Source organism: Glycomyces harbinensis (assembly GCF_900101745.1).
Taxonomy (GTDB): domain Bacteria; phylum Actinomycetota; class Actinomycetes; order Mycobacteriales; family Micromonosporaceae; genus Glycomyces; species Glycomyces harbinensis.
Map to the genome: position 1 here is coordinate 1 of NZ_FNAD01000022.1, position 22,739 is coordinate 22,739.

Annotated in this window: 16 protein-coding genes and 1 pseudogene; 9 read left to right on the forward strand and 8 right to left on the reverse strand. The window is 70.8% G+C overall.

Going from position 1 to position 22,739, the window contains the following annotated elements:
- Positions 1-296: pseudogene (locus BLQ63_RS28095) on the reverse strand (hypothetical protein); the annotation flags it as partial.
- A 98-nt stretch (positions 297-394) separates the two neighbouring features.
- On the opposite strand from BLQ63_RS28095, the gene BLQ63_RS25160 reads away from it, so the two are divergent.
- From BLQ63_RS25160 to ispH, 4 genes are all read left to right on the forward strand, one after another.
- A complete protein-coding gene (locus BLQ63_RS25160) occupies positions 395-1,156 on the forward strand; it encodes a bestrophin-like domain (protein WP_177155101.1) in 762 nt (253 codons plus the stop codon).
- A 93-nt stretch (positions 1,157-1,249) separates the two neighbouring features.
- The gene (locus tag BLQ63_RS25165) at positions 1,250-2,674 is read left to right on the forward strand and encodes a family 2B encapsulin nanocompartment shell protein (protein ID WP_091040298.1); all 1,425 of its coding nucleotides are present in this window, start codon (positions 1,250-1,252) and stop codon (positions 2,672-2,674) included.
- 111 nt (positions 2,675-2,785) lie between these two features.
- Complete coding sequence (locus tag BLQ63_RS29460) at positions 2,786-3,811, forward strand: polyprenyl synthetase family protein (RefSeq protein WP_091040299.1); 1,026 nt, start codon at positions 2,786-2,788, stop codon at positions 3,809-3,811.
- Entirely contained in the window at positions 3,808-4,785 is a 978-nt protein-coding gene (gene ispH, locus BLQ63_RS25175) for a 4-hydroxy-3-methylbut-2-enyl diphosphate reductase (protein WP_177155100.1), read from the forward strand. Before BLQ63_RS29460 ends, ispH begins: the two co-directional genes overlap by 4 nt.
- A 140-nt stretch (positions 4,786-4,925) precedes the next feature.
- On the opposite strand, the gene BLQ63_RS25180 is transcribed toward ispH, so the two are convergent.
- From BLQ63_RS25180 to BLQ63_RS25190, 3 genes are all read right to left on the reverse strand, one after another.
- Entirely contained in the window at positions 4,926-6,062 is a 1,137-nt protein-coding gene (locus tag BLQ63_RS25180) for an alpha/beta hydrolase family protein (RefSeq protein ID WP_143015084.1), read from the reverse strand.
- Between the two features lie 149 nt (positions 6,063-6,211).
- Positions 6,212-8,365 (reverse strand): molybdopterin oxidoreductase family protein, encoded by a 2,154-nt coding sequence (locus BLQ63_RS25185; protein ID WP_091040301.1) that lies wholly within the window; start codon positions 8,363-8,365, stop codon positions 6,212-6,214.
- A 137-nt stretch (positions 8,366-8,502) separates the two neighbouring features.
- Complete coding sequence (locus BLQ63_RS25190; RefSeq protein ID WP_177155102.1) at positions 8,503-9,912, reverse strand: MFS transporter; 1,410 nt, start codon at positions 9,910-9,912, stop codon at positions 8,503-8,505.
- A gap of 165 nt (positions 9,913-10,077) precedes the next feature.
- Between BLQ63_RS25190 and BLQ63_RS25195 the strand changes: the two genes are divergently transcribed.
- Together BLQ63_RS25195 and BLQ63_RS25200 are read left to right on the forward strand one after the other, a co-directional pair.
- The gene (locus BLQ63_RS25195; RefSeq protein ID WP_091040303.1) at positions 10,078-10,995 is read left to right on the forward strand and encodes an ABC transporter ATP-binding protein; all 918 of its coding nucleotides are present in this window, start codon (positions 10,078-10,080) and stop codon (positions 10,993-10,995) included.
- Entirely contained in the window at positions 10,992-12,089 is a 1,098-nt protein-coding gene (locus BLQ63_RS25200; protein ID WP_091040366.1) for an ABC transporter permease, read from the forward strand. Before BLQ63_RS25195 ends, BLQ63_RS25200 begins: the two co-directional genes overlap by 4 nt.
- 130 nt (positions 12,090-12,219) lie before the next feature.
- On the opposite strand, the gene rsmI is transcribed toward BLQ63_RS25200, so the two are convergent.
- Positions 12,220-13,071 carry a 16S rRNA (cytidine(1402)-2'-O)-methyltransferase gene (gene rsmI, locus BLQ63_RS25205; protein ID WP_342673980.1) on the reverse strand — a complete coding sequence of 284 codons (852 nt, stop codon included), beginning with the start codon at positions 13,069-13,071 and terminating at the stop codon, positions 12,220-12,222.
- Between the two features lie 334 nt (positions 13,072-13,405).
- On the opposite strand from rsmI, the gene BLQ63_RS25210 reads away from it, so the two are divergent.
- On the forward strand, positions 13,406-13,966 hold the full coding sequence (locus tag BLQ63_RS25210; protein WP_177155103.1) for a restriction endonuclease: 561 nt from the start codon (positions 13,406-13,408) through the stop codon (positions 13,964-13,966).
- A 144-nt stretch (positions 13,967-14,110) separates the two neighbouring features.
- Here the strand turns inward: BLQ63_RS25210 and BLQ63_RS25215 are convergent, their stop codons facing one another.
- From BLQ63_RS25215 to BLQ63_RS25225, 3 genes are all read right to left on the reverse strand, one after another.
- Positions 14,111-15,565: a S1C family serine protease gene (locus tag BLQ63_RS25215; protein WP_177155104.1), complete on the reverse strand. Its 1,455-nt coding sequence runs from the start codon at positions 15,563-15,565 to the stop codon at positions 14,111-14,113.
- A 182-nt stretch (positions 15,566-15,747) separates the two neighbouring features.
- Entirely contained in the window at positions 15,748-17,256 is a 1,509-nt protein-coding gene (locus tag BLQ63_RS25220; RefSeq protein WP_091040307.1) for a sensor histidine kinase, read from the reverse strand.
- Positions 17,253-17,972, reverse strand: coding sequence for a response regulator transcription factor (locus BLQ63_RS25225; protein ID WP_091040308.1), 720 nt, complete (start codon positions 17,970-17,972; stop codon positions 17,253-17,255). The genes BLQ63_RS25220 and BLQ63_RS25225 overlap by 4 nt, the downstream gene beginning before the upstream one ends.
- 348 nt (positions 17,973-18,320) lie before the next feature.
- Between BLQ63_RS25225 and BLQ63_RS25230 the strand changes: the two genes are divergently transcribed.
- The gene (locus tag BLQ63_RS25230; protein ID WP_143015085.1) at positions 18,321-18,674 is read left to right on the forward strand and encodes an STAS domain-containing protein; all 354 of its coding nucleotides are present in this window, start codon (positions 18,321-18,323) and stop codon (positions 18,672-18,674) included.
- Positions 18,675-18,976: 302 nt separating this feature from the next.
- Positions 18,977-22,675 carry a multifunctional oxoglutarate decarboxylase/oxoglutarate dehydrogenase thiamine pyrophosphate-binding subunit/dihydrolipoyllysine-residue succinyltransferase subunit gene (locus BLQ63_RS25235; protein ID WP_281188224.1) on the forward strand — a complete coding sequence of 1,233 codons (3,699 nt, stop codon included), beginning with the start codon at positions 18,977-18,979 and terminating at the stop codon, positions 22,673-22,675.
- Positions 22,676-22,739: the final 64 nt, after the last annotated feature.

Below are 22,739 nucleotides of genomic sequence, written 5' to 3' on the forward strand. Positions count from 1 at the left end.
GGGGGGTGAGGGGGTTCCGGCGGCTCGGGCGGGTGCGGGGGGTGCGGAGGGTGGGGAGGATGCGGCGGATTCGGGGGGTGCGGCGGGTGCGGAGGGTCCGGGGGGTTGGGCGCGTCGGGTTCGGGCGGTTCGGGATAGCCCGGGTACGTCGGATAGGTCGGGTCGTCGGGATATCCGTGGCCGCGCTCGGCCTCGGTCCCCTGCGCGGTGTCGGTGCCGCCGTCGAAGGCCAGCGCGAGCGCGGGCAGCACCGTGAGCGTCACGGCCGCGATGACCAGGGCCAAAAGGCGCCTCATGAGGCCCCCATACCCGTTTCAAGGTGTTCATTAGGATTCACGGTGATTATTCTGCTTTACGAAGTTTGGTGAAATCAATGGCCATTTGGTGGCAAGGGTTGCTCTTCGCTCTCGTGGTGGTCGCGGCGGCCAGCGTCGTCGTGGCGCTGCTCCAGCGTTTCGCTCCGCCGACGACCCGGGGGCACAACAACGAGCTCGGCACGACGCTGTTCGAGCTGCTGACGGTCCTGTACGCGATCGTGCTGGCATTCGTGCTGATCACGGCGTGGGAGGACAAGAACGAGGCCGGGCACGTGACCTACAAGGAGGCGAACGAGCTGGTCGACGTCTACTGGTCGGCCGCGGCGCTCGAACCCGACCAGCGCGACGACGTGCGCGCGGCGGTGCGGGCCTACACCGACGAGGTGATCGCGGTCGAGTGGCCCGCGATGCGCGACCAGGACCCGATCACCTCGGAGGGCCTGATGCTGCTCGACGCGATGCGGGCGCCGGTCGCGGCGGTGCAGACCGACGAGGACGCGGTCCAGGCGCGCCTGGACACCACGCGGGACGGCGTCCTGTCGGTCGAGGAGTACCGCACGGAGCGGCTCTTCCAGGCGCAGCGCGGGCTGGGGCCGGTCATGTGGACCGTGCTGGTGCCCGGGGCGCTCCTGGTGTTCGCGGTGATGCTCACGCTAGGCACGCCGACCCGCAAGTACCAGTACGTGCTGGTGGGGCTCATCTCCGGGATGGTCGCCCTGATGCTGTTCGCGGCGTACCAGCTCGAGTACCCGTACAGCCGCAGCGGGGCCACCGACCCGGCCGCCTACGAGGCGGCGATCGACCGGTTCGACGTGATCGATGAGCAGTATACGCATTGATGACCCGTCTGGGTGAAATTTTCGATTTCGTCCCCATAACGAGTTAACATGCTAGATGAGATATAACCGCCTCAACGTGAGGAAGTGTGCAACATGACCGATGCCGTTGTCGAAAGCACTCCCGCAGTACCTGAGCAGGCCGCGAACGGGCAGCACCCCGCCACCAGCCTCAGCACCGCCGCAGCGCGGAACCTCGCCACCACCACCAAGTCCGTCCCGCAGATGCAGGAGATCACCTCCCGGTGGCTCCTGCGGGTCCTGCCGTGGGTCCAGACACAGGGCGGCGCCTACCGCGTCAACCGGCGCCTGACGCACACCGTGGGAGACGGCCGGGTCGAGTTCACCACCGAGGGCGACGCCGTGCGCGTCATCCCGACCGAGCTGGGCGAGATCGCGCAGCTGCGCGGGATCGACGACGAGGAGGTGCTGTCCGCGCTCGCCGACCGCTTCGAGCAGCGCGAGGTCGGCGCCGGGGAGCGCATCGCCGAAGAGGGCCGCCCGGTCGACGGGATCCACCTCATCGCCCACGGCCGCGCCGAGCAGTTCGGCTCCGGCCCGTTCGGGGACCAGTCCTCGCTCGGCCGCCTGGTCGACGGCGACCACTTCGGCGAGGAGCTCCTCACCGAGGACGCGCCGACCTGGGACCACGACGTCATCGCCGCGACCCCGATCACCGTCCTCACCCTCCCGGCCGCCGCGGCGGCCGAGCTGGTCGACCGCATCCCGGCGCTCGCCGCGCACCTGGAGCGGTACAAGGCGGGCCGGTCGGCGAAGGCCAACAAGCACGGCGAGGCCGCCATCGCCATCTCGGCGGGCCACACCGGCGAACCGGACCTGCCGACCACGTTCGTCGACTACGACCTGGCGCCGCGCGAGTACGAGCTCTCCGTGGCGCAGACGGTCCTGCGGGTCCACACCCGCGTCGCCGACCTCTACAACCAACCGATGAACCAGATGGAGCAGCAGCTGCGGCTCACCGTGGAGGCCCTTCGCGAACAGCAGGAGGACCAGCTGCTGAACAACCGCGAGTTCGGGCTCCTGCACAACGCGGCGCTGAGCCAGCGCATCCCGACCCGCTCGGGCGCGCCCACGCCCGACGACCTGGACGACCTGCTGAGCCGCCGCCGCGACACGCAGTTCATGCTCGCCCACCCGAAGGCGATCGCCGCGTTCGGACGCGAGCTGAACAAGCGCGGCCTGTACCCGACGCCGACGCTCGTCGAGGGCCGCGAGGTCCCCGCCTGGCGCGGCGTCCCGATCCTGCCGTGCAACAAGATCCCGATCAGCTCGGCGCGCACGACTTCGATCATCGCCATGCGGACCGGCGAGGACAACCAGGGCGTCGTCGGCCTGCGCCAGGTCGGGCTGCCCGACGAGTACGAGCCGGGCCTTTCGGTGCGGTTCATGGGGATCGACGAGAAGGCCGTCATGTCCTACCTGGTCAGCGCCTACTACTCGGTCGCGGTCCTGGTCCCCGACGCGCTCGGCGTCCTCGAGCACGTCGAGATCGGCCGCTAGGCCCCGAGGCTCCGGGGCGGCCGCGAACGCACCACCGCGGCCGCCCCGGACCCGTACGACGCGCCCATCGATGCCGTTCCCTCCGAACGACCTGCCGCCCAGGGAGGCCCCATGACCGTGCTGACCGACCGCTTCAGTGCCAACCACACCGCCGAACGCGACGCCATCGACGCCGGGCTGCGGAACGCCGCGGCCAGGCTCCCCGCCCCCGCCGCGCGGATCGCGGCCTACCACTTCGGATGGACCGACGAGGCGGGCGAACCCGCGCACGCCAGCTCGGGCAAGGCCCTGCGCCCGCTGCTGACGCTCCTGGCGGCGAAGACCGTCTCGGGCGACTGGCGCTCGGCCGTCCCGGCCGCCGTCGCGGTCGAGCTGGTCCACAACTTCTCCCTCATCCACGACGACATCATCGACCGCGACTGCCTGCGGCGACACCGCCCGACCGCGTGGAAGGTCTACGGGGTCAACGACGCGATCCTCGTCGGCGACGCCCTGCACGCGCTCGCGTTCGAGGTGATCGCCGAGGCCGGCGGCGACCGGGCACCGGCCGCCACGGGCCTGCTCGCCCAGACCGTGCGGGCCCTCATCGAGGGGCAGCTCGCCGACACCCGCTTCGAGGAGCGCGACCATGTCGCGCTCGACGAGTGCGTGGCCATGTCGGAGGCCAAGACCGCCTCGCTCATGGGCTGCGCGACCGCGCTCGGGGCCCTGTTCGGCGGCGGCACGCCGCAGCAGGTCGACGCCCTGCGGGACTTCGGGTGCCGCCTCGGGCTGGCCTTCCAGCACGTGGACGACCTGCTCGGGATCTGGGGCGACCCGGACGTCACCGGCAAGGCCGTCTACTCGGACCTGCGCAACCGCAAGAAGTCGCTGCCGGTGACCGCCGCGCTCGGCTCGGGCCGCCGGGAGGCGGCCGAGCTCGCGAGCCTCTACGGCGCCGCCGGGCAGTTGAGCGACGCCGAACTGCACCGGGCCGCCGAACTCGTGGAGGCCTGCGGCGGCAGGGAGGCGAGCCAGAGCGCGGCCGCGTCCCTCACCGAGGCGGCCGCCGGCGTCCTCATGGCGCAGCGCCTCCGGGGCGAAGCGGTCGAGGAGCTCACCAGTCTGGCCGCGAGCACGGTCGGCCGGGTCTGGTGACCGCGGTCCGCCGGGTGCTCCTGCCCGCGCCGCGGTCGTTCTGCGCCGGGGTGGAGCGGGCGATCGAGATCGTGGAGCGGCTCCTGGAGCAGCACGGCCCGCCCGTGTACGTGCGCAACCAGATCGTCCACAACACCCATGTGGTGGCCGACCTGGAGTCGCGGGGCGCGGTGTTCATCGCGGAGCTGGACGAGGTCCCCGAGCACGCCGTGGTGGTCTTCAGCGCCCACGGGGTGGCCCCGGCGGTCGAACGCGAAGCGGCCGAGCGGGGCCTGGACGCGGTCGACGCGACCTGCCCGCTGGTGGCGAAGGTCCACGCCGAGGCGAAGCGGGCGGCCGACGCGGGGGACACGGTGATCCTCATCGGGCACGAGGGCCACGAGGAGGTCGTCGGAACGCTGGGGGTCGCGCCCGAGCGGACGGTGCTCGTCGAGAGCGCCGCGGCCGTGCCGGCCTTGGAGGTCGACGACGCCGCGAAGGTCACGTACCTGAGCCAGACCACGCTGTCGGTGACCGAGGTGGAGCAGATCGCCGGGGCGCTGAAGGACCGCTTTCCGAACATCAAGGGGCAAGGCGCCGAAGACATCTGCTACGCCACCAGCAACCGCCAGGCGGCGGTCGCCGCGGTGGTGGCGGAGGCGGACCTGGTCCTGGTGGTGGGCTCGGCGAACTCCTCGAACTCGAACCGCCTGGTGGAGCTGGCGGCCGAGGCGGGCGTGGCGGCCCACCTGATCGAGGACGCCGGGCAGATCGAGCCGGCGTGGATCGAGGGCGCGCGGACGATAGCGGTGACGGCCGGGGCGTCGGCGCCGCCGGCGCTGGTGGACGAGGTCGTGGCCGCGATCGGTGCGACGGGCCCGGTCGAGGTCGTGGAGCGGCCGGTGACCGAGGAGACGCAGGAGTTCCTGCTCCCCCAGCGGCTCCGGTCAGACGATCGGCGAAGGCTCGGATCGGCCGGCGCCCGCGACGAGTGAAGGGCCGGCGGTCGAGGTGCACCGTGCCGCGGTCCTCGTCCTGAAGGCTCGAGCCGCGGCGATCGGATCATCGCTGGTGAAACCGCACGGGGCCCGGCCGCGCATGGCGCGGCCGGGCTTTCCGGTTTCCTGAGTGTGGCTTACGGGTTGTGGAACTGAAGCTCGGGCCATGCGTCGCTCGGGCCGCACAGGATCGGTTCGCGGTCGCCCCTCAGGTGCTGGTCCACGAAGGCGGTCACGAGGGACCGGGAGATCTCGTTGCTGCGGAAGCCGTCGAGTTCGTCCTGGTTGAGTCCGGCCTGCTCGCCGAGCGGTCCGAAGTCGGTCATGGAGCTGTGGGTGGTCCCGTCGACGGTGATCCAGCGCTTCCAGTCGTCGAGGCGCTTCCAGGCCTTGGACCAGGTCTTGTCGTCGCCGGGCTGGCCGTGGACTTCGGCGCCGACCATCATGAAGGGCCGGTCGAGCTTGTGCGGGTCGAGGGCGAAGAAGGTGCCGTCGAGGTTGAAGCCGGCGTCGAAGCGGTCGTCGTCGGCCATGACCCGGTGGCTGCCGGCGCCGCCGATCGAGTGGCCGCCGACGGCGATGCGGTCCTCGTCCACGCCGAGGCCCTCGGGTGCGGGAGTGTCGTCGCCGGTGAGCCGGTCGACCACGAAGGACAGGTCCTCGGAGCGGTTCGGCACCAGGGTCTCGGTGTCGAGGTCCTCCTGAGTGCAGGTGAGGCATTCGGTGGTGCGGCCGTCGGGGAAGGTGATGGGCGCTTCGTAGTTGTGGCCGACCGCGGCCACCGCGTAGCCGCGGCTGGCCAGCTCCTCGCCGAGTCCGGTGAGCGTGGCGCGTGGGAACGAGAATCCGGGAGACAGGACCACGAGCGGCAGGTCGCCGGCGTCGGCGAGCGGTTCGGCGCCGGTCACCGAGTTCGTCTCGACCGAGGCGAGGAGTTCGCCGGGCAGTTGCAGCTGGGCGCCGAAGAGCGCGCCTTCCTCGGGGGTCATGTACGGGGCGGTCGCGCCCTCGGTCTGGCCGGTCGGGTACCACATGGTGACCATGAGCTCCCGGTCCTCTTCGGGGACCCACACGTCGGCGCGGTCCTCGTCGACGAGGCGGAACTGGGTGGTGCCGGTGGCGTACTCGCCGCCCGGTTCGGGGACCGCCAGCGCGGCGGTCTCCTGCGGGTCGGCGGTCTCGGCCGTGGCGGCGTCGAGGGTGAAGGCTCCTGTCCCCGCGGCGAGTGCCGCTGCGGTCGTTCCCAGGAGCGCGTTTCGCATCGAGCGTCTCAAGGATGCTTCCTATCCGGTGGGAGGTGGCGCGGGCCCGAATCGGGCCCGCTCCTCCACGGTAGGTGCGCGGGGTCCTTGTCCCCCTGGGTAATTCGACCAGAGTGGGTAGGTCTTTCTACCGATCTTTCGGGCCCGCCGGCCCTGAAGGCCTAGGGGGCGGGGGCGATCTTGACGGCGCAGACCTTGAACTCGGGCATGCGGCTGATCGGGTCGAGCACGTCGGAGACGGCGGCGTTGACGTTGGCCGCGCCGGGGAAGTGGAACGGGCTGAACACCGTGTCGGGGCGGATGTCGGCGGTGAGGCGGGCGGGGGCGGTGTAGGAGCCGCGGCGGGAGGTGATGCGGACGCGGTCGCCTTCGCCGATGCCGTGGCGCACGGCGGTGTCGGGGTGGATCTGGAGGAACTGCTCGCTGTCGGGGGTGTCGCCGAGGGCGTCGATGAGGCGGGTCTGCGCGCCGGACTGGTACTGGGTGAGGACCCGGCCGGTGGTGAGGTAGAGCGGGTAGACGCTGTCGCGGCGTTCGGCGGGGTGGCGGTGGTCGACGGCGCAGAAGCGGGCGCGGCCGTCGGGGGTGGGGAACGTGAGGTCGGCGAACATGCGGGGCGTGCCGTCGTGGCCGGGACCGGGTACGGGCCACTGGAAGGTGCGCTCTTCGAGGCGGTCGTAGGTGATCCCGGAGTAGTCGGCCTTGCCGCCCGCGGAGGCGCGGCCGAGTTCTTCGAAGATCGCCTCGGGGTCGGTGTCGTAGGTGCCGGGGGCGTCGAGGCGGTCGGCGAGCTCCTTCATGATCCACAGGTCGGAGCGGACGCCGTCGGGGGCGGGGCGCAGGGTGCGGCGGCGGATGACGCGTCCTTCGAGGTCGGTCATGGTGCCGTCCTCTTCGGCCCACTGGGTGACGGGGAGGACGACCTCGGCGAGGCGGGCGGTCTCGGACATGACGAAGTCGAAGGAGACGAGGCAGTCGAGGTCCTTGAGGCGGTCGGCGACGCGGGCGGCGCGGGGTGCGGAGACGACCGGGTTGGAGCCGAGGACGAACAGCATCTTGACCTCGTCGCCGCATTTGCGCAGCAGTTCGACCGCGGAGACGCCGGGACCGGGCAGGGTCTCGGGGTCGACGCCCCAGACGGCGGCGACGTACTCGCGGGCGGCCGGGTCGGCGATCAGGCGGTAGCCGGGGAGCTGGTCGGCCTTCTGGCCGTGCTCGCGCCCGCCCTGGCCGTTGCCCTGGCCGGTGAGGCAGCCGTACCCGGAGGAGGGCCGGCCGGGTAGGCCCAGGGCGAGGGCGAGGTTGATCCAGGAGGTCACGGTGTCGACGCCGTTGGCGTGCTGCTCGGAGCCGCGCGCGGTGAGGATGACGGTGCGCTTGGGCCTCGGCGGTGCTTGCGAGCCGGAATGCGGCACGGCGATGAGGCGGGCGGCGGCGTAGAGGTCGGGGACGCTGACGCCGGTGATGCGCTCGACGAACGCGGGCCAGTAGCCGGCGGCGGTCTGGCGGGCCTCGTCGAAACCGGTGGTGTGCGCGTCGATGTAGTCGTGGTCGAGGTGGCCCTGCTCGATCGCGATGTGCAGGAGGCCGTTGGCGAGCGCAAGGTCGGTGCCGGGCGCGGTCTGGAGGTGCAGCTGGGCGGCCTGGGCGGTGGCGGTGCGGCGGGGGTCGACGACGATGAGTTCGGCGTTCCGGAGGAACCGCATGAACGGCGGCATGGTCTCGGCGGGGTTGGCGCCGACGAGGACGACGACCTCGGCGTCCAGCAGGTCCTCTTTGGGGAAGGGGAGGCCGCGGTCGATGCCGAAGGAGCGGTTGAGGGCGCCGGCGGCCGAGGACATGCAGAAGCGGCCGTTGTAGTCGATGTGCTTGCTGCCGAGGGCGAGCCGGGTCCATTTGCCGAGCTGGTAGACCTTCTCGTTGGTGAGGCCGCCGCCGCCGAAGACGCCGACGGCGTCCTTGCCGTGGGCGGACTGGACGGCCTTGACCTTCGCGGCGACGTGGTCGAGCGCCTCGTCCCAGGAGACGGGTTCGCCGCGCAGGAGCGGGCCGGTGAGGCGCTGCGGGTGGTCGAGCAGGTCGGGCGCGGTCCAGCCCTTCTTGCACATGCCGCCGCCGCGGGGGGAGGCGGTGACCTTGCCGTCGGTGTCCTCTTCGAGCCGCATGCCGCACTGCAGGGCGCAGTAAGGGCAGTGGGTGTCGGCGGTCCGCAGGATCGGCAGCGCGGCGCGCGAGGGGTCGGGCGCGGCGGAGCCGTCGGAGTCCGGGGAAGCGAGCGCAGCGAGCGGCTGGGCGGGGCGACGGGTGCTGGCCATGCGGCGAGTGTGCCCACGGGTCGTTTCGTCGGCACGTGGGGCATGTTTCCGGGATGCTAAGTGGCCCGCAATCGCGCCGGGGCGGCGATTGCGGGCCGGAAGAGCGACACTGCTCGATCGATATGCGGGCGGCGGGTTCAGACCTTCGCGTAGGCGAGGCTGGGGGCCTGGTCCACGAAGACCTTGCGCTGGTAGAACCACCAGTTGAGGGCCAGGAAGACCACGTAGCCGCCGAGGAAGACGTACATGGCGATGACGACCGAGCCGGTCTGCTCGTTGGAGATCCGGAAGCCCTGGTTGATGAGGAACCCGCCGAAGGCGCCGATCGCCGAGATCCAGCCGAGCGCGGCGGCGGTGAGCTTCTTGGCCTGCAAGACCTCGGCCTCAGAGGTCTCGCGTCCGGCAGTCGCGGTGGCCTCGGCCTGGAAGATCGCCGGGATGGACCGGTAGGTCGAGCCGTTGGCGACCCCGCTCATGAGGAACAGGACCATGAACGAGACGAAGAACAGCGCGAACGAGCCCGTGTCGATGCCCGCGATGGCGCCGAGGACGCCGGCCCCCATGAGGATGAACGAGAGGCTCGTGATGGGCGCACCGGCCCACTTGTCGGCGAGCCAGCCGCCGAACGGGCGCGAGATCGAGCCGACCAGGGGGCCGAGCGCGGCCAGCCACAGGGAGCTGAACTCGGGGAACTCGATCTTGATGACCAGCGGGAACGCGAAGGAGTAGCCGATGAACGACCCGAACGTCCCGATGTAGAGGACGCTCATGATCCAGGTGTGCTTGCGCGCCAGCGCCGGGACCTGCTCGCGGATCCGGGTGCGCGAGACCGACAGGTTGTCCATGTAGCGCCAGGCCATGACCGCGGCGAAGAGCGCCAGGAGCATCCACAGCAGCGGGACGTTGTGCAGCCAGATGTCCGCGCCCGCCTCGTTGACGCCCTGGGAGGCGCCGAGGACGCCGACGGCGATCACGAACGGGCCGACGAACTGGACGGCCGGGACACCGATGTTGCCGCCCGCGGCGTTGACGCCGAGGGCCGTGCCGCGGTACCGCTCCGGATAGAAGAAGGAGATGTTCGCCATCGAGGAGGCGAAGTTGCCGCCGCCGAAGCCGGCCGCGACCCCCGCGACGATGAACAGCCAGTACGGGGTGCCCGGCGTCATCAGGCAGTAGGCCAGCAGCGTGGTCGGGATGACCAGGAGCGCGGCGGAGATGATGGTCCAGTTGCGTCCGCCGAAGACCGCGACGGCGGCGGTGTAGGGGATGCGCAGGAACGAGCCGACCAGGTTCGGCACCGCCGTCAGCCAGAACAGCTGGCTGACGGTGAACTCGAACCCGGCGGCGGCCAGATAGGGGGTGATGATGCTGAACATGACCCAGACGGAGAAGCCCAGGTGTTCGGCGAGCACCGACCACAGGAGGTTGCGCCTGGCGACCTTGCGGCCGGTGGACTTCCAGAAGGCCTCGTCGTCGGGTCGCCAGTCGGTGATCCAGCCCTTGCGTCCGGGGGCGGTGCCGGTCGGTTGCGTCAGTGTCGCTGTCATGGCCCCACATTCGGGCAGCGGCATTGCCTGGAGGTGCGGCACCTGTGCCGGGGCCGTGAAGTTCGGCTCACGGTCCTGTTACGGAGGGTGTGAAAGCGGCGCGGGCGCGTACGCCAGCAGGCCGAGAACCCGGTCACATCGCGCGATGGCCTAGCGTTAGCGGCTATGGACGCCGCCATCGAGGTCGCCGACCTCCGCAAGACCTACCGCGGCCGCAGGACCGGTGAGGTCCGCGCGGTCGACGGCGTGAGCTTCCGCGTCGAACGCGGCGAGTTCTTCGGCATCCTCGGCCCCAACGGGGCCGGGAAGACCACCACCCTCGAGATCGTCGAGGGCCTGCGCCGGCCCGACTCCGGGACCGTGCGCCTGCTCGGGCGGTCCCCGTGGCCGCACTCCCCCGAGCTCACCGGCCGCGTCGGCGTGCAGCTCCAGGCCTCCGCGTTCTTCGAGTTCCTCTCCGCCGAAGAGCAGATCGAGACGTTCGCCGAGCTCTACGGCGCGTCGAAGACCCGCGGCGCGGAGATGCTCGAACTCGTCGGCCTCGCCGAGCACGCGAACGTGCGCTGCGAGAAGCTCTCCGGCGGCCAGCAGCAGCGCCTGTCCATCGCCTGCGCCCTCGTCGGCGACCCCGAGCTGGTGTTCCTCGACGAGCCCACCGCCGCCCTCGACCCGCAGGCGCGGCGCAACCTCTGGGACCTCATGCGCGCGATCAACGCCGAAGGCCGCACCGTCGTGCTCACCACGCACTACATGGAGGAGGCCGAGGCGCTCTGCGACCGGGTGGCGATCATGGACGCCGGGAAGATCCGCGCCGTCGACTCCCCCGCCGGGTTCGTCAAGGGCCTCGACGCGCCCACGCGCGTCACCGTCGCGGCCGGGCAGCTCACCGGCGAGCGCATCGACGAGCTCGCGGCGGGCGAGGCGGTCAGCGCCGACGAGACCACCGTCGTCTTCGAGACCCGCGACCCGCGGAAGCTCCTGACGGCCCTGGCGTCCGACGGGGCCCTGGAGGGCCTGGCGGTGCGCACGGCGAACCTCGAGGACGTGTTCCTCCACGTGACCGGACGGGAATGGCGCGCATGAGCCTCGACACCGAGACGATCCCCGACACCGCGCCGCCGAAGGGCCGGGCGTTCCTGAGCCTGTTCAAGGCCCTGGGCCGCGGCTGGCTGCGCGACCGCAGCCAGGTGTTCTTCACGATCCTGCTGCCGCTGATGTTCATGGTCCTGCTGTCGAGCGTGTTCGGCTCCACCGGCGACTCGGCCTCGCGGATCCTCGCCGTGGGCGACGTCCCGGTGCTCGAGGGCGCCGACGCCGACGACTTCGACGTGGCCTCGGCGCCCGACCTGGACAAGGCGCTGGCGCTGCTGCGCGAGGGCGAGGCGGACGCCGCAGTCGTCCAGGACGGCGACACGGTGCTCGTCTACCCGTCGCCGACGAGCTCGACCTCGGGTGCGATCGCGGCGGGGAACCTCTCGGCGCTGGTCGACGACGTGAACGTCGAGGTCCTCTCGGCGGCGGCCCCGGGCGAGCCGGTGCTCCGAACCGAGGTCGAGGAGGCCGACGGCGGCTCGCTCAGGCCCATCCAGTACCTGGCGCCGGGCATCCTGGCCTGGGGGATCGCGATCTCGGGCGTGTTCGGGGCGGCCGGCACGATCGTGGACTGGAAGCGGGACAAGCTCCTGCGGCGCCTGCGGTTGACGCCGGCGTCGGTGTCGACGTTCCTGGGCGCGAAGGTCTCGGTGAACCTGGTGGTCGCGATCGCGCAGACCGCGGTGTTCCTGGCGGTGGCGGCCCTGGGGTTCGGGCTGGAGCTGTCGGCGTGGACGTGGTTCGCGGCGCCGCTGGTGCTGCTGGGGACGCTCGCGTTCCTGGCGATCGGGGTGGTCATCGGCGGCATCGCCAAGACCAGTCCGGGCGCGGCGGGCCTGAGCAACCTGGTGACGATGCCGATGGCCTTCATCTCGGGCGCGTTCTTCCCCCTGGCCCTGTCGCCGGAGTGGGTGCAGACGCTGTCGTACCTGTCCCCGATGCGGTACCTGAACGAGGCCTTGCAGTCGGTGGTGGTCTACGGGGAGCCGCCGACGGCGGTCCTGCCGCAGATCGGCTTCCTCGCGGTCTTCGCCGCGGTGGTCGCCCTGATCTCGTGGAAGACCTTCAAGTTCGACGAGTTGTGAGCGAAGCTCACTGAGCTTGCGCCGCTTGGGTTGTCGGACCCCGCGTGTACTATTGCGCCAGGGGTCACTTAAGGGGTATATATCACGATAAATGCGGAAATAGGCGCCTTTGGCTATCGCCTGGTGCCGCTCAGTTCGCCTTGAGGACCGCGTCGTAGACGTCCCTTCGGCTCACGCCGTAGCGGACCGCCACCTCCTTCATCGCCGTCTTGCGCTCGGTTCCGGCCGCCTCCAGGGCGGCCACCGCCGCGGCCATCGCCTCCGGGGTCGCCTCGCTCGCGTCCGGGCCCGTCCAGCCCGAGACGACGAGCGTGATCTCGCCTCGCGGCGGGTCGGCCTCGGCGCCCTCGGCCAGCGCGCCCAGGCCGCCGCGCCGGACCTCCTCGTGGGTCTTGGTCAGTTCCCGGCACAGCGCCGCGGGCCGGTCCTCGCCGAGCACCGAGGCCATGGCGCGCAGCGTGTCCGCGACGCGGCGCGGCGACTCGAAGAACACCATGGTGCGCCGCTCCTCGGCGAGCTCGGTGAACAATCGGCGGCGCTCGCCGTCCTTGCGGGGCGCGAAGCCCTCGAAGCAGAACCGGTCGCACGGCATCCCCGACAGCGCCAGCGCCGTCGTCACCGCGCTCGCGCCCGGCGCGCAGGTGACCGCGATCCCGGCGTCGACGGCGGCCCTGACCAGCCGGAATCCGGGATCCGACACCGACGGCATGCCCCCGTCGGTGATGACGGCGACCCGCTTTCCGTCGTACAATTGTTCGAGAAGGGTCGCCGTTTTCCCGCTCTCGTTCGCCTCGAAATACGACGTGATCGCAGCTGTTGGAACGACTCCGAGTTCGCTCAAGAGCCGGCGGAGCCGCCGGGTATCCTCTGCGGCGATGACGTCGGCCCGGGCCAGCTCGGCACGGAGCCGAGACGAGGCGTCCTCTGGATTTCCCAGCGGCGCACCGAGAAGCACCAAAACGCCTGTTGATGATGTCGACACCCGGCCAGTATCCCCCACCGCCTCCGGCGGTGAACCGGCTCGGTGAACGCGCCGCGACGGGCCGCACATGCAGGATGCCGATCCATGCTGTCGGGTACCGGACATTGACCTTACGCGTGAGCGAACGGTAACGGATACTCGTAGTCACAACACAGGCGACATAACGCCAGCCGCCTCACGGCGACGCTTGCAAGCCGTAAATCTGTCGAGCCCTCTGAACCAAGTGGAGGCCGCCTTGTCCGTGATACTCAGAGTTGGAGCGGGAATCGCCGCTCTCATCCTCGGTTACCTCGTTCTCGGATTCATAGCGGACCATTGGGCCTGGTTCGCGTCGGTGGCGATCCTGTTGGGGGGCACGACCCTCGCGGGTTGGTTCCTGTTCCGCAGCCGCGGCCACGAGCACCGGGACCGGGCCCTGACCGCCGAGCGGCACGCGCTCATGCGCGACGTCGACAGGATGAACATCCCCGACTTCGACGTGATGATCGGCCGCCTGCTGGTCGGCCTGGACGCCAAGCGCGTCAAGAAGTTCGGGCACCGCAAGAACGACCTGGGCTGCAACTACGTGGTCACCTTCTCCAACGGCAAGCGGATCATCGTGCGCGCCAAGAAGGACGACCGCGCGATGCGCAGCCGCAACGGCAACCGGCACGTCCAGATCCTCGGCGGCGAGATCAAGCCGCGCTGGGACTGCGACGCGGGCGTGCTCATCACCAACGCCAACCTGCACTGGATGCACCACGCCTCCCGCAACGAGGCGGTGGCCGCGCAGCTGGGCGTCCTCATCGTCGACCGGATCCGCCTGGCGGAGTGGATCGAGACCGGCGAGGCTCCCGTCGAGCTGCGTCCGGTCCGCGCCGCGATCCCGGCGAGCAGCGCGACGGCCGTGCAGTGAGCGGCATGAAGTGGTGAAAGGCGCGGTGCCGGGAGCGGCACCGCGCGGTGAGACTCCGCCGCGCCGGGAGGCAGCGCTCCGCGGCGCGGCGACACGACCGCGGCCCCGGGCTCTGAGCCCGGGGCCGCGGTCGTGTCCGGGAGGTCAGGAGGCGGCGAGGGTCGCCGTGGTCTCCTGCTCCTGCTCGTCCCTGGAGTAGGTGATGGCGATCTCGGTGCCCGAGGCGGTGCCCTGGACGGCGGCGACCACTTCGGAGGCGCTGGTGATCGGCTCGCCGTTGACGGCGGTGATGATGTCGCCCTCCTGGAGCCCGGCGGTCTCGGCGGGCGAGCCGCCTTCGACGCTGAGGACCATGGCCCCGTTGCCGTCGGTGTCGGCCACCGAGACGCCGAGGTAGCCCTGCTCGACCGAGCCGTTCTCGATGAGCTGCTCGACCGTGTTCTGCACGGTGTTGGACGGGATCGCGAAGCCCAGGCCGATCGAGCCCGAGTCGGTGGTCGCGATCGCGGTGTTGATGCCGATGAGCTCCCCGTTGCCGTTGACGAGCGCGCCCCCGGAGTTGCCGGAGTTGATGGCCGCGTCGGTCTGGAGGAGCCCGGTGAGGGTCTGGCCCTGCTGCTGGCCCATGCCCTGGGACTCCTCGCCGGCGACGGTCATGGACCGGTCGAGGGCCGAGACGATGCCGGTGGTCACGGTGCCTTCCAGGCCCAGCGGGGAGCCGATGGCGAGGGCCGCGTCGCCCACCTGGATGCCGTCGGAGTCGCCGAAGGCGATCGGCGTCAGGTCGTCGACGCCGGAGACCTGGATGACGGCGAGGTCCTGGGTGTAGTCGGTGGCGATGATCTCGGCTCCGGCGGTGGTGCCGTCGGAGAAGCGGACCTCGACCGACTGCGCGCCGTCGACCACGTGGTTGTTGGTGACGATGTAGCCGTCGTCGGAGTAGACCACGCCCGAGCCCTCGGCGGAGTCGGTCACGATGGTGACCACCGAGGGGCTGACCTTGTTGACGATGTCGGTGTAGGTCATGCCGTCGCCGGCGTCCATCGAGACGGACTCCACGACGGTGGTCCCGCCGCCCGAGTCGTTGAGGAACCATCCGGCGATGCCGCCCGCGCCGCCGGCGGCGAGTGCCAGGACGAGCGCCCCGGCGACGAGCTTGCCGCGGCCCCGCGGCGCGACGGGCACGCCGGGCTGCTGGTACATCGGGGGGACGGGCGGCCCGGCGGGAGGCCAGCCGGGGGCGGTCCCGGGCGCGGCCATCTGCGGGACGCCGTGGGGGGCGTGCGCCCCCTGGAGGACGCGGGTCTGCTCGGTCGGCGCGGCCGCGGGAGCGACGGGCCCGGCGTGGTTCGGGAGTCCGGAGGGGCCGGCGGGCGGTCCGGCGGGCTGCGGTGCGGCGGGGTGGGCGGCCGGGGCGCCGTGGCCGACGACGGCCGTGTCGCCGGGGCTCACCGGGGGCAGGCTCGACTCGCCCGCCACGGGCAGGTTCGGTTCGGCCAGGAGGTCCGGCTGCTCGGCCGGCGGGGCGGTCTCAGGGGCGGAAGGCCCTTCAGGGCCCTGCGGTGCGGTCCCCTCGGGGGCCTTCTCAGTGCTGCTCATGTACGCAGCATGCAGGTCGCAGCTCTCGGCCCGCTGCGAAAACGCCTTAAAACCCTTTAATGAACCGAGGCGGGCCCAGGCCCGGGCGCACTGGTCAGACGGGTCGGACCTGCGCGGCGGCGCCGGGGAGGCCCCGCTTTGGACCGGCGCTTCCTTAGAGAAGCCACAAGACGTCCCGGCGCTCATTCGGCCGGCGGCTCGGCGGTCGGCTCGGCGGTCAGCCGCACCGTGAACTCGGTGCCCTCGCCGGGCTCGGACGCGACCTGGACGGTCCCGCCGTGGGCCTTGACGATGGCCGCGACGATCGCGAGGCCGAGCCCCGACCCGGAGTGCACGACCGCGTCGGAGCGGAAGAACCGCTCGAAGACCCGCTCGGCGGTCGCGGGCTCCATGCCGGGCCCGTCGTCGGTGACCGTGGCGCGCACCGTCTCGCCCTCGGCGGCGATCTCGACGCTGACGCGCGTGCCCGCGGGCGTGTGCCGGACGGCGTTCGACAGGAGGTTGTCGAGGACCTGGCGCATGCGGGCCCGGTCGGCCGCGACGACCGTGGAGCCGCCGGGCACGTACGCGAAGCTGAACTCGTGGTCCTCGGACATGACCGCGTGGGCCGCGACGGCCTCGTGGCCGAGCACGGCGAGGTCGACCGGTTCGGTCTCCACCGGCCGCTCCTGCCCCAGCCGCGCCAGGTGCAGCAGGTCCCCCACGAGCAGGCCCATGCGCTTGGCGGCCTCCTCGATCTGCCCGATGTAGTGCTGGCGGTCGGCCTCGGGCATCTGCGGGTTGGTGCGCACCAGCTCGGCGTACCCGCGCACGCTCGTCAGCGGGGTCCGCAGCTCGTGCGAGGCGTCGGCGATGAACTCCCGCATCCGCTCCTCGGAGTCGTGCGCGCGCTCCTCGGAGTACTCGCGGGCCCTGATCGAGCCCTCGATCTTGGTGAGCATCGAGTTGATGGCCCAGCCGACGCGCCCGACCTCGGTGTTCGGGTCGTGGTCGGGGACGCGCCGCGAGTAGTTCCCGGCCGCGATCATCGCCGCGGTGTTCTCGATCTGGCGCAGCGGCGACAGGCTCGCGCGCACCAGGCCCACGCCGATCGCCGCGAGGCCGGCCAGGACGCCCGCGCCGATGAGCAGGTCGACCCACACCAGGCCGGCGACGGTCTTGTCGAAGTGCGCGAGCTTGTAGGAGAGCACGTAGTAGGCGTCGGCCTGGAGGTTGTGCTCCTCGGGGTCGTACTCGGGGTCGCCGGTGCCGACCTCGGTGCCGCGCACGCCCAGCACCCGCCAGCGCGTGGTGCCGTCCTCGCCGAGCGCGGTGAAGGCCTCGCCGTCGGCGGCCTCGAGGTCGTCGTAGTCGAACACGGGCATGTCGTGGCGGTCGTCGGGCCCGTCCAGGCGGTTGCCGTCGCTGCCGAGGATGCTGAAGATGTACTGCTCGGGGCGCAGCCCGGGGGCCTCGTCGGAGTCCTCGAAGATCGTGACGTCGAACATGTCGGGCTCCCAGCTGAGGAGCTGGGTCTCGAGCTCTTCGTCGACGGTGCCGAGGAAGTAGGCGTGCAGGGCCATGATCGTGGAGACGCTGATGAGGATGAGGGATCCGGCCACGAGGACGAGCACGGCCGCGGTGAGCCGGACCCTCAGGGGGGTGCGGTCCCACTTGTCGCGGACGCCTTCAACGACGCGCGGTGCGCTCAACGATGCTGCTCCCGCAGGACGTAGCCGATGCCCCGCAGGGTCTGGATGAGCTTGGGCTCGCCGGTGTCGACCTTGCGGCGCAGGTAGGACACGTAGGATTCGACGATGCCGTCGTCGCCGCGGAAGTCGTAGCGCCACACGTGGTCGAGGATCTGGGCCTTGGAGAGGACGCGGCCGGCGTTGATCATGAAGTAGCGCAGGAGCTTGAACTCGGTGGGCGAGAGCTGGACGGCCTTGCCGGCGCGCCAGACCTCGTGGGTCTCCTCGTCGAGTTCGAGGTCGGCGTACTGGAGGCGGGAGGGGCGGGGCAGTTCGCCGGAGGAGCGGCGCAGGACGGCGCGGATGCGGGCGACGACCTCTTCGAGCGCGAAGGGCTTGGTGATGTAGTCGTCGCCGCCGACGGAGAGGCCGGTCACGGTGTCGGCGGTGTCGTCGCGGGCGGTGAGGAAGAGCACGGGGGTGTGGTCGGAGCCCGAGCGCATGCGGCGCACGACCTCGAAGCCGTCGAAGTCGGGGAGGTTCACGTCGAGGACGACCAGGTCGGGGCGGTGGCGTGCGATGGACCGCAGCGCCTCGTCGCCGGTGCCGACGGCGTGGACGGCGAAGCCCGCGTAGCGCAGCGAGGTCGCCAGCAGCTCGCAGATGTTCTCCTCGTCCTCGACGACGAGGAGGGTGGCCTCGGTCTCGGTGCTCGGCTGGCCAGTCGAAAGCGGCATAGGCCTCTCACAGGGTCGGCGGGTCAGGGCTCCGCAGGTCACAGATGGTTCTGAAGCATACGCCTGCGGCACTGGCGCGCCAAGCCGTCGCGGAACGGCACTGTCGCGCGCAAGCTCGCCTACGGCTCGCGAGCATCGCCGAGGCGGCGGACGGCGCGTGACCGTGCGCACGGGGCCGCGACACGGACGAGTGACCTTTATCCGAGTAGTGCCCGGGTTTGCGGGAAACGGTCGCGCGCGAGCTGTTTTCCGTCGTGACCGTCGGATAGACTTTGTGTCGCAGCCGAGACCGTGTTCGAGGACATCGACGTGCTCGGGCCGGGGCACCCTACCGAATCAGGTGAGTTCATGACGTTGTCAATCGAGACCGCCACGACCGACGCCGGGGTCGTCACCGTCGAACTGGCCGGCGAGGTCGACTACGCGACCGCGCCCCAGATCCGCGAGACGATCACCAACGCCCTCGAAGCTGGCGGAGCCACCGCCATCCGGGTCGACGTCGCCAAGGTGACGGTCCTCGACTCCACCGGTATCGGCACCATCGTGGTGGCCTACCGGATCGCCCGTGAAATGGGCGTGGCGCTGGCGGTCGTCAATCCCAACCGCTTCATCACCCGACTGTTCACCGTCGTCGGCGCCGAGGAGCTCCTGGAAGAGCCCACCGAGACGTTCTCGAGCAAGGAGCGTTCCGCGGCCGGCTAGTCCGCGCCGCCGCTCGAACTCCACACCGAAGTCCGCCGCCGTGCGGCGCTCAGGCCATGACCGCCGGTCCCCGCTGGGGGCCGGCGGTCGCGTTCGCGGGCTTGCGGGAGGGCGCGAAACGCCGCTGTGGCGAACCAGACTCGGGGCCGCTTCCGCCTGCTGCGCAGCACCTTCGCATCGTCCCGAGTGATCGGCTCCGCAACGGCGTTACCGGTACTACACTTTCTCCTCCCCCCGGTTACCCTTGAGTCCGGGGACTGCCGTCCCCTTCCACGCAGCGTCAAAGAAGAGGCGATTCAGTCGTGTCGAGTGCGACTCCGGGCAATCCGTTGACCGATTTCGGTGCCAATGAATGGCTGGTCAACGAGATGTATGAGCGTTACCGCGAAAACCCCGACAGTGTGAGCGCCGGGTGGCGCGAGTTCTTCGGCGGCGATCCGCAGGCCACGCAGTTCGGCGACGAGCGGCCGTCCGCGAACGGGGCGAAGAGCGAGCCGGTCCCGGCGGCGCCCGCCGCCGCCGAGAAGCCGGTCGAGGCCGCCCCGAAGCCGGCCCCCGAGCCGAAGCCGGAGCCCGCTCCCGTCCCTGCCGCTGCGGCACCCGCACCAGTCTCACCGAAGAAGGCGGACCCCGTCGTGAACGAACCCGGCACCAAGCCGCTCAAAGGCGTCGCGGCCAAGGTAGCCCAGAACATGGACGCTTCCCTGGAGATCCCCACCGCGACCTCGGTGCGGGCGGTCCCCGCGAAGCTCCTGTTCGACAACCGGATCGTCATCAACAACCACCTCAAGCGCGGCCAGGGCGGGAAGGTCTCCTTCACGCACCTCATCGGCTACGCGCTGGTGCAGGCGGTCAAGGCCCACCCGGGCATGAACGCCTCCTACAAGGAGGTCGACGGCAAGCCGCAGCTCGTCACCCCCGAGCACGTGAACCTCGGCCTCGCGATCGACCTCGCCAAGCCCGACGGCACCCGCACACTCGTGGTGCCCTCGATCAAGAACTGCGAGTCGATGGACTTCCGCGAGTTCTGGCAGGCCTACGAGGACCTGGTCCGCAAGGCCCGCGGCAACAAGCTGACCATGGAGGACCACGCCGGGGCGACGCTGACGCTGACCAACCCCGGCGGCATCGGCACCGTCCACTCCGTGCCGCGTCTGATGAAGGGCCAGGGCCTCATCGTCGGCGTCGGCGCCATGGAGGTGCCCGCCGAGTTCGCCGGAGCCTCCGACGAGACCCTCTCCGACCTGGGCGTCTCCCGGATCATGACCGTGACGTCGACCTACGACCACCGGATCATCCAGGGCGCCGAGTCCGGCCAGTTCCTCGCCACGCTGCACCGGCTGCTGCTGGGCGACGGCTTCTTCGACGAGGTCTTCCGCTCGCTGCTGATCCCCTACGAGCCCGTGCGCTGGGTCCGCGACGTCTCCAAGACGCACGAGGGCCAGATCGACAAGAACGCCCGCGTCATCGAGCTCATCCACGCCTACCGGGTCCGCGGCCACCTCATGGCCGACACGAACCCGCTGCACTACGAGATCCGCCGCCACCCCGACCTCGACATCCTGTCGCACGGCCTCACCCTGTGGGACCTGGACCGGACCTTCCCGGTCGGCGGCTTCGCCGGGCAGCAGCGCATGAAGCTGCGCGACATCCTCGGCGTCCTGCGCGACTCGTACTGCCGCCGCATGGGCGTGGAGTACATGCACATCCAAGACCCCGAGGAGCGCGCCTGGCTCCAGCGCCGCATCGAGGTCCCGTTCGAGAAGCCGAAGGTCGAGGAGCAGAAGCACATCCTCGGCCGCCTCAACGCCGCCGAGGCGTTCGAGACGTTCCTCCAGACGAAGTTCGTCGGCCAGAAGCGCTTCTCCCTCGAAGGCGGCGAGTCGCTCATCCCGCTGCTGGACCGCGTCCTCAACGAGGCCGCCGGCGCCGAGATCGACGAGGTCGTCATCGGCATGCCCCACCGCGGGCGCCTCAACGTCCTGGCCAACATCGTCGGCAAGAAGCTCTCCAAGATCTTCACCGAGTTCGAGGGGCACATCGACCCCAAGAGCATCGGCGGCTCCGGCGACGTCAAGTACCACCTGGGCCTGACCGGCAAGTTCACCTCCCCCGACGGGAAGTCCGAGACCGTCGTGTCGGTCGCGGCCAACCCCTCGCACCTGGAGGCCGTCAACCCGGTCCTCGAAGGCATCGTCCGCGCCAAGCAGGACCGCCTCAACCTGGGCGAGCAGGGCTTCACCGTCATGCCCGTGGCGATCCACGGCGACGCGGCCTTCGCGGGCCAGGGCGTCGTGGCCGAGACGCTGAACCTCTCGCAGCTGCGCGGCTACCGCACCGGCGGCACCGTCCACGTCGTGTGCAACAACCAGGTCGGCTTCACCACCGCCCCGACGCACTCGCGCTCGAGCCTGTACTGCACCGACGTCGCCCGCATGATCCAGGCGCCGATCTTCCACGTCAACGGGGACGACCCCGAGGCCGTGTGCGAGGTCGCCAAGCTCGCGTTCGCCTACCGCCAGCAGTTCCGCAAGGACGTCGTCATCGACATGGTCTGCTACCGGCGCCGCGGGCACAACGAGGGCGACGACCCGAAGATGACCAACCCGCAGATGTACGAGGTCATCGACGGCAAGCAGTCCGTCCGCAAGCTCTACACCAGGGCGCTCATCGGACGCGGCGACATCACCATGGAGGACGCCGAAGAGGCCCTCGCCGACTACCAGGCGCAGCTCGAGCGGGTCTTCCGCGAGACCAAGGAGGCCCTGTCGGGCCAGACCGGTCCGCTGCCGTGGCGCCACCAGCCCGAACCGGTGGCCGACATCGACACCGCCGTGGACGCCGAGACGATCGCGATGATCGGCAAGGCCCACACCACGCTCCCCGAAGGCTTCGCGCCGCACAAGGCGGTCCGCCGGGTCCTGGAGAAGCGCAGCGAAATGTCCGTCTCGGGCACCGTCGACTGGGCCTTCGCCGAGACCCTCGCGTTCGGCTCGCTCCTGATGCAGGGCAAGGCCGTCCGCCTCGCCGGGCAGGACTCGCGCCGCGGCACCTTCGTGCAGCGCCACGCCGTCGTCATCGACCAGGCCACCGGCGACGAGTACACGCCGCTCGCGCACCTGGGCGAGCGCACCGCGAAGTTCTTCATCTACGACTCGCTCCTGAGCGAGTTCGCGGCCCTGGGCTTCGAATACGGCTACTCGGTCGAGAACCCCGAGATGCTGGTCGCCTGGGAGGCCCAGTTCGGCGACTTCGTCGACGGCGCCCAGACCATCATCGACGAGTTCATCTCCTCGGGCGAGGCCAAGTGGAGCCAGCACTCCGGGGTGACCCTGCTGCTCCCCCACGGCCACGAGGGCGCCGGACCGGACCACACGTCCGGCCGCATCGAGCGGTTCCTCCAGCTGTGCGCCGACGAGAACATGCGCGTGGTCAACTCCACGAGCCCGGCCAACTACTTCCACCTGCTGCGCCGCCAGGCCCTCGACCCGGTCAAGAAGCCGCTGGTCGTGTTCACGCCGAAGTCACTGCTGCGCCACAAGGCCGCGGTCAGCCAGCTCGACGAGTTCACCGGCGGCCGCTTCCACCCGGTCATGCACGACCCGGCCGTCGCCGACGGCCGGATCCGGGCCGAGGACGTCAAGCGGGTCCTGCTGTGCTCGGGCAAGGTCTACTACGACCTGGCCGCCGCCCGCCAGAACCGCGGCGTCACCGACACCGCGATCCTGCGCGTCGAGCAGCTCTACCCGCTGCCGGCCGAGGAGCTCAAGAGCGCCCTCGGCGCGTTCCCGAACGCGACCGACACCGCTTGGGTCCAGGAGGAGCCGGCGAACCAGGGCGCCTGGTCGCACATCGCGCTCAACCTGCTCGAGCAGCTCGGCGGGGTCCACCTGCGCCGCATCTCCCGCCCGGCCGCCGCCGCGCCGTCCACCGGCTCGCCGAAGGTCCACGAGGTCGAGCAGCAGGCGCTGGTCGACGTGGCGGTCCCGCAGCCGCAGTAGCGAAGACGAGAACGACGGGGGAGGCTCGCGCCTCCCCCGTTTCGCGTCCCCGGGCGGCGGGAAC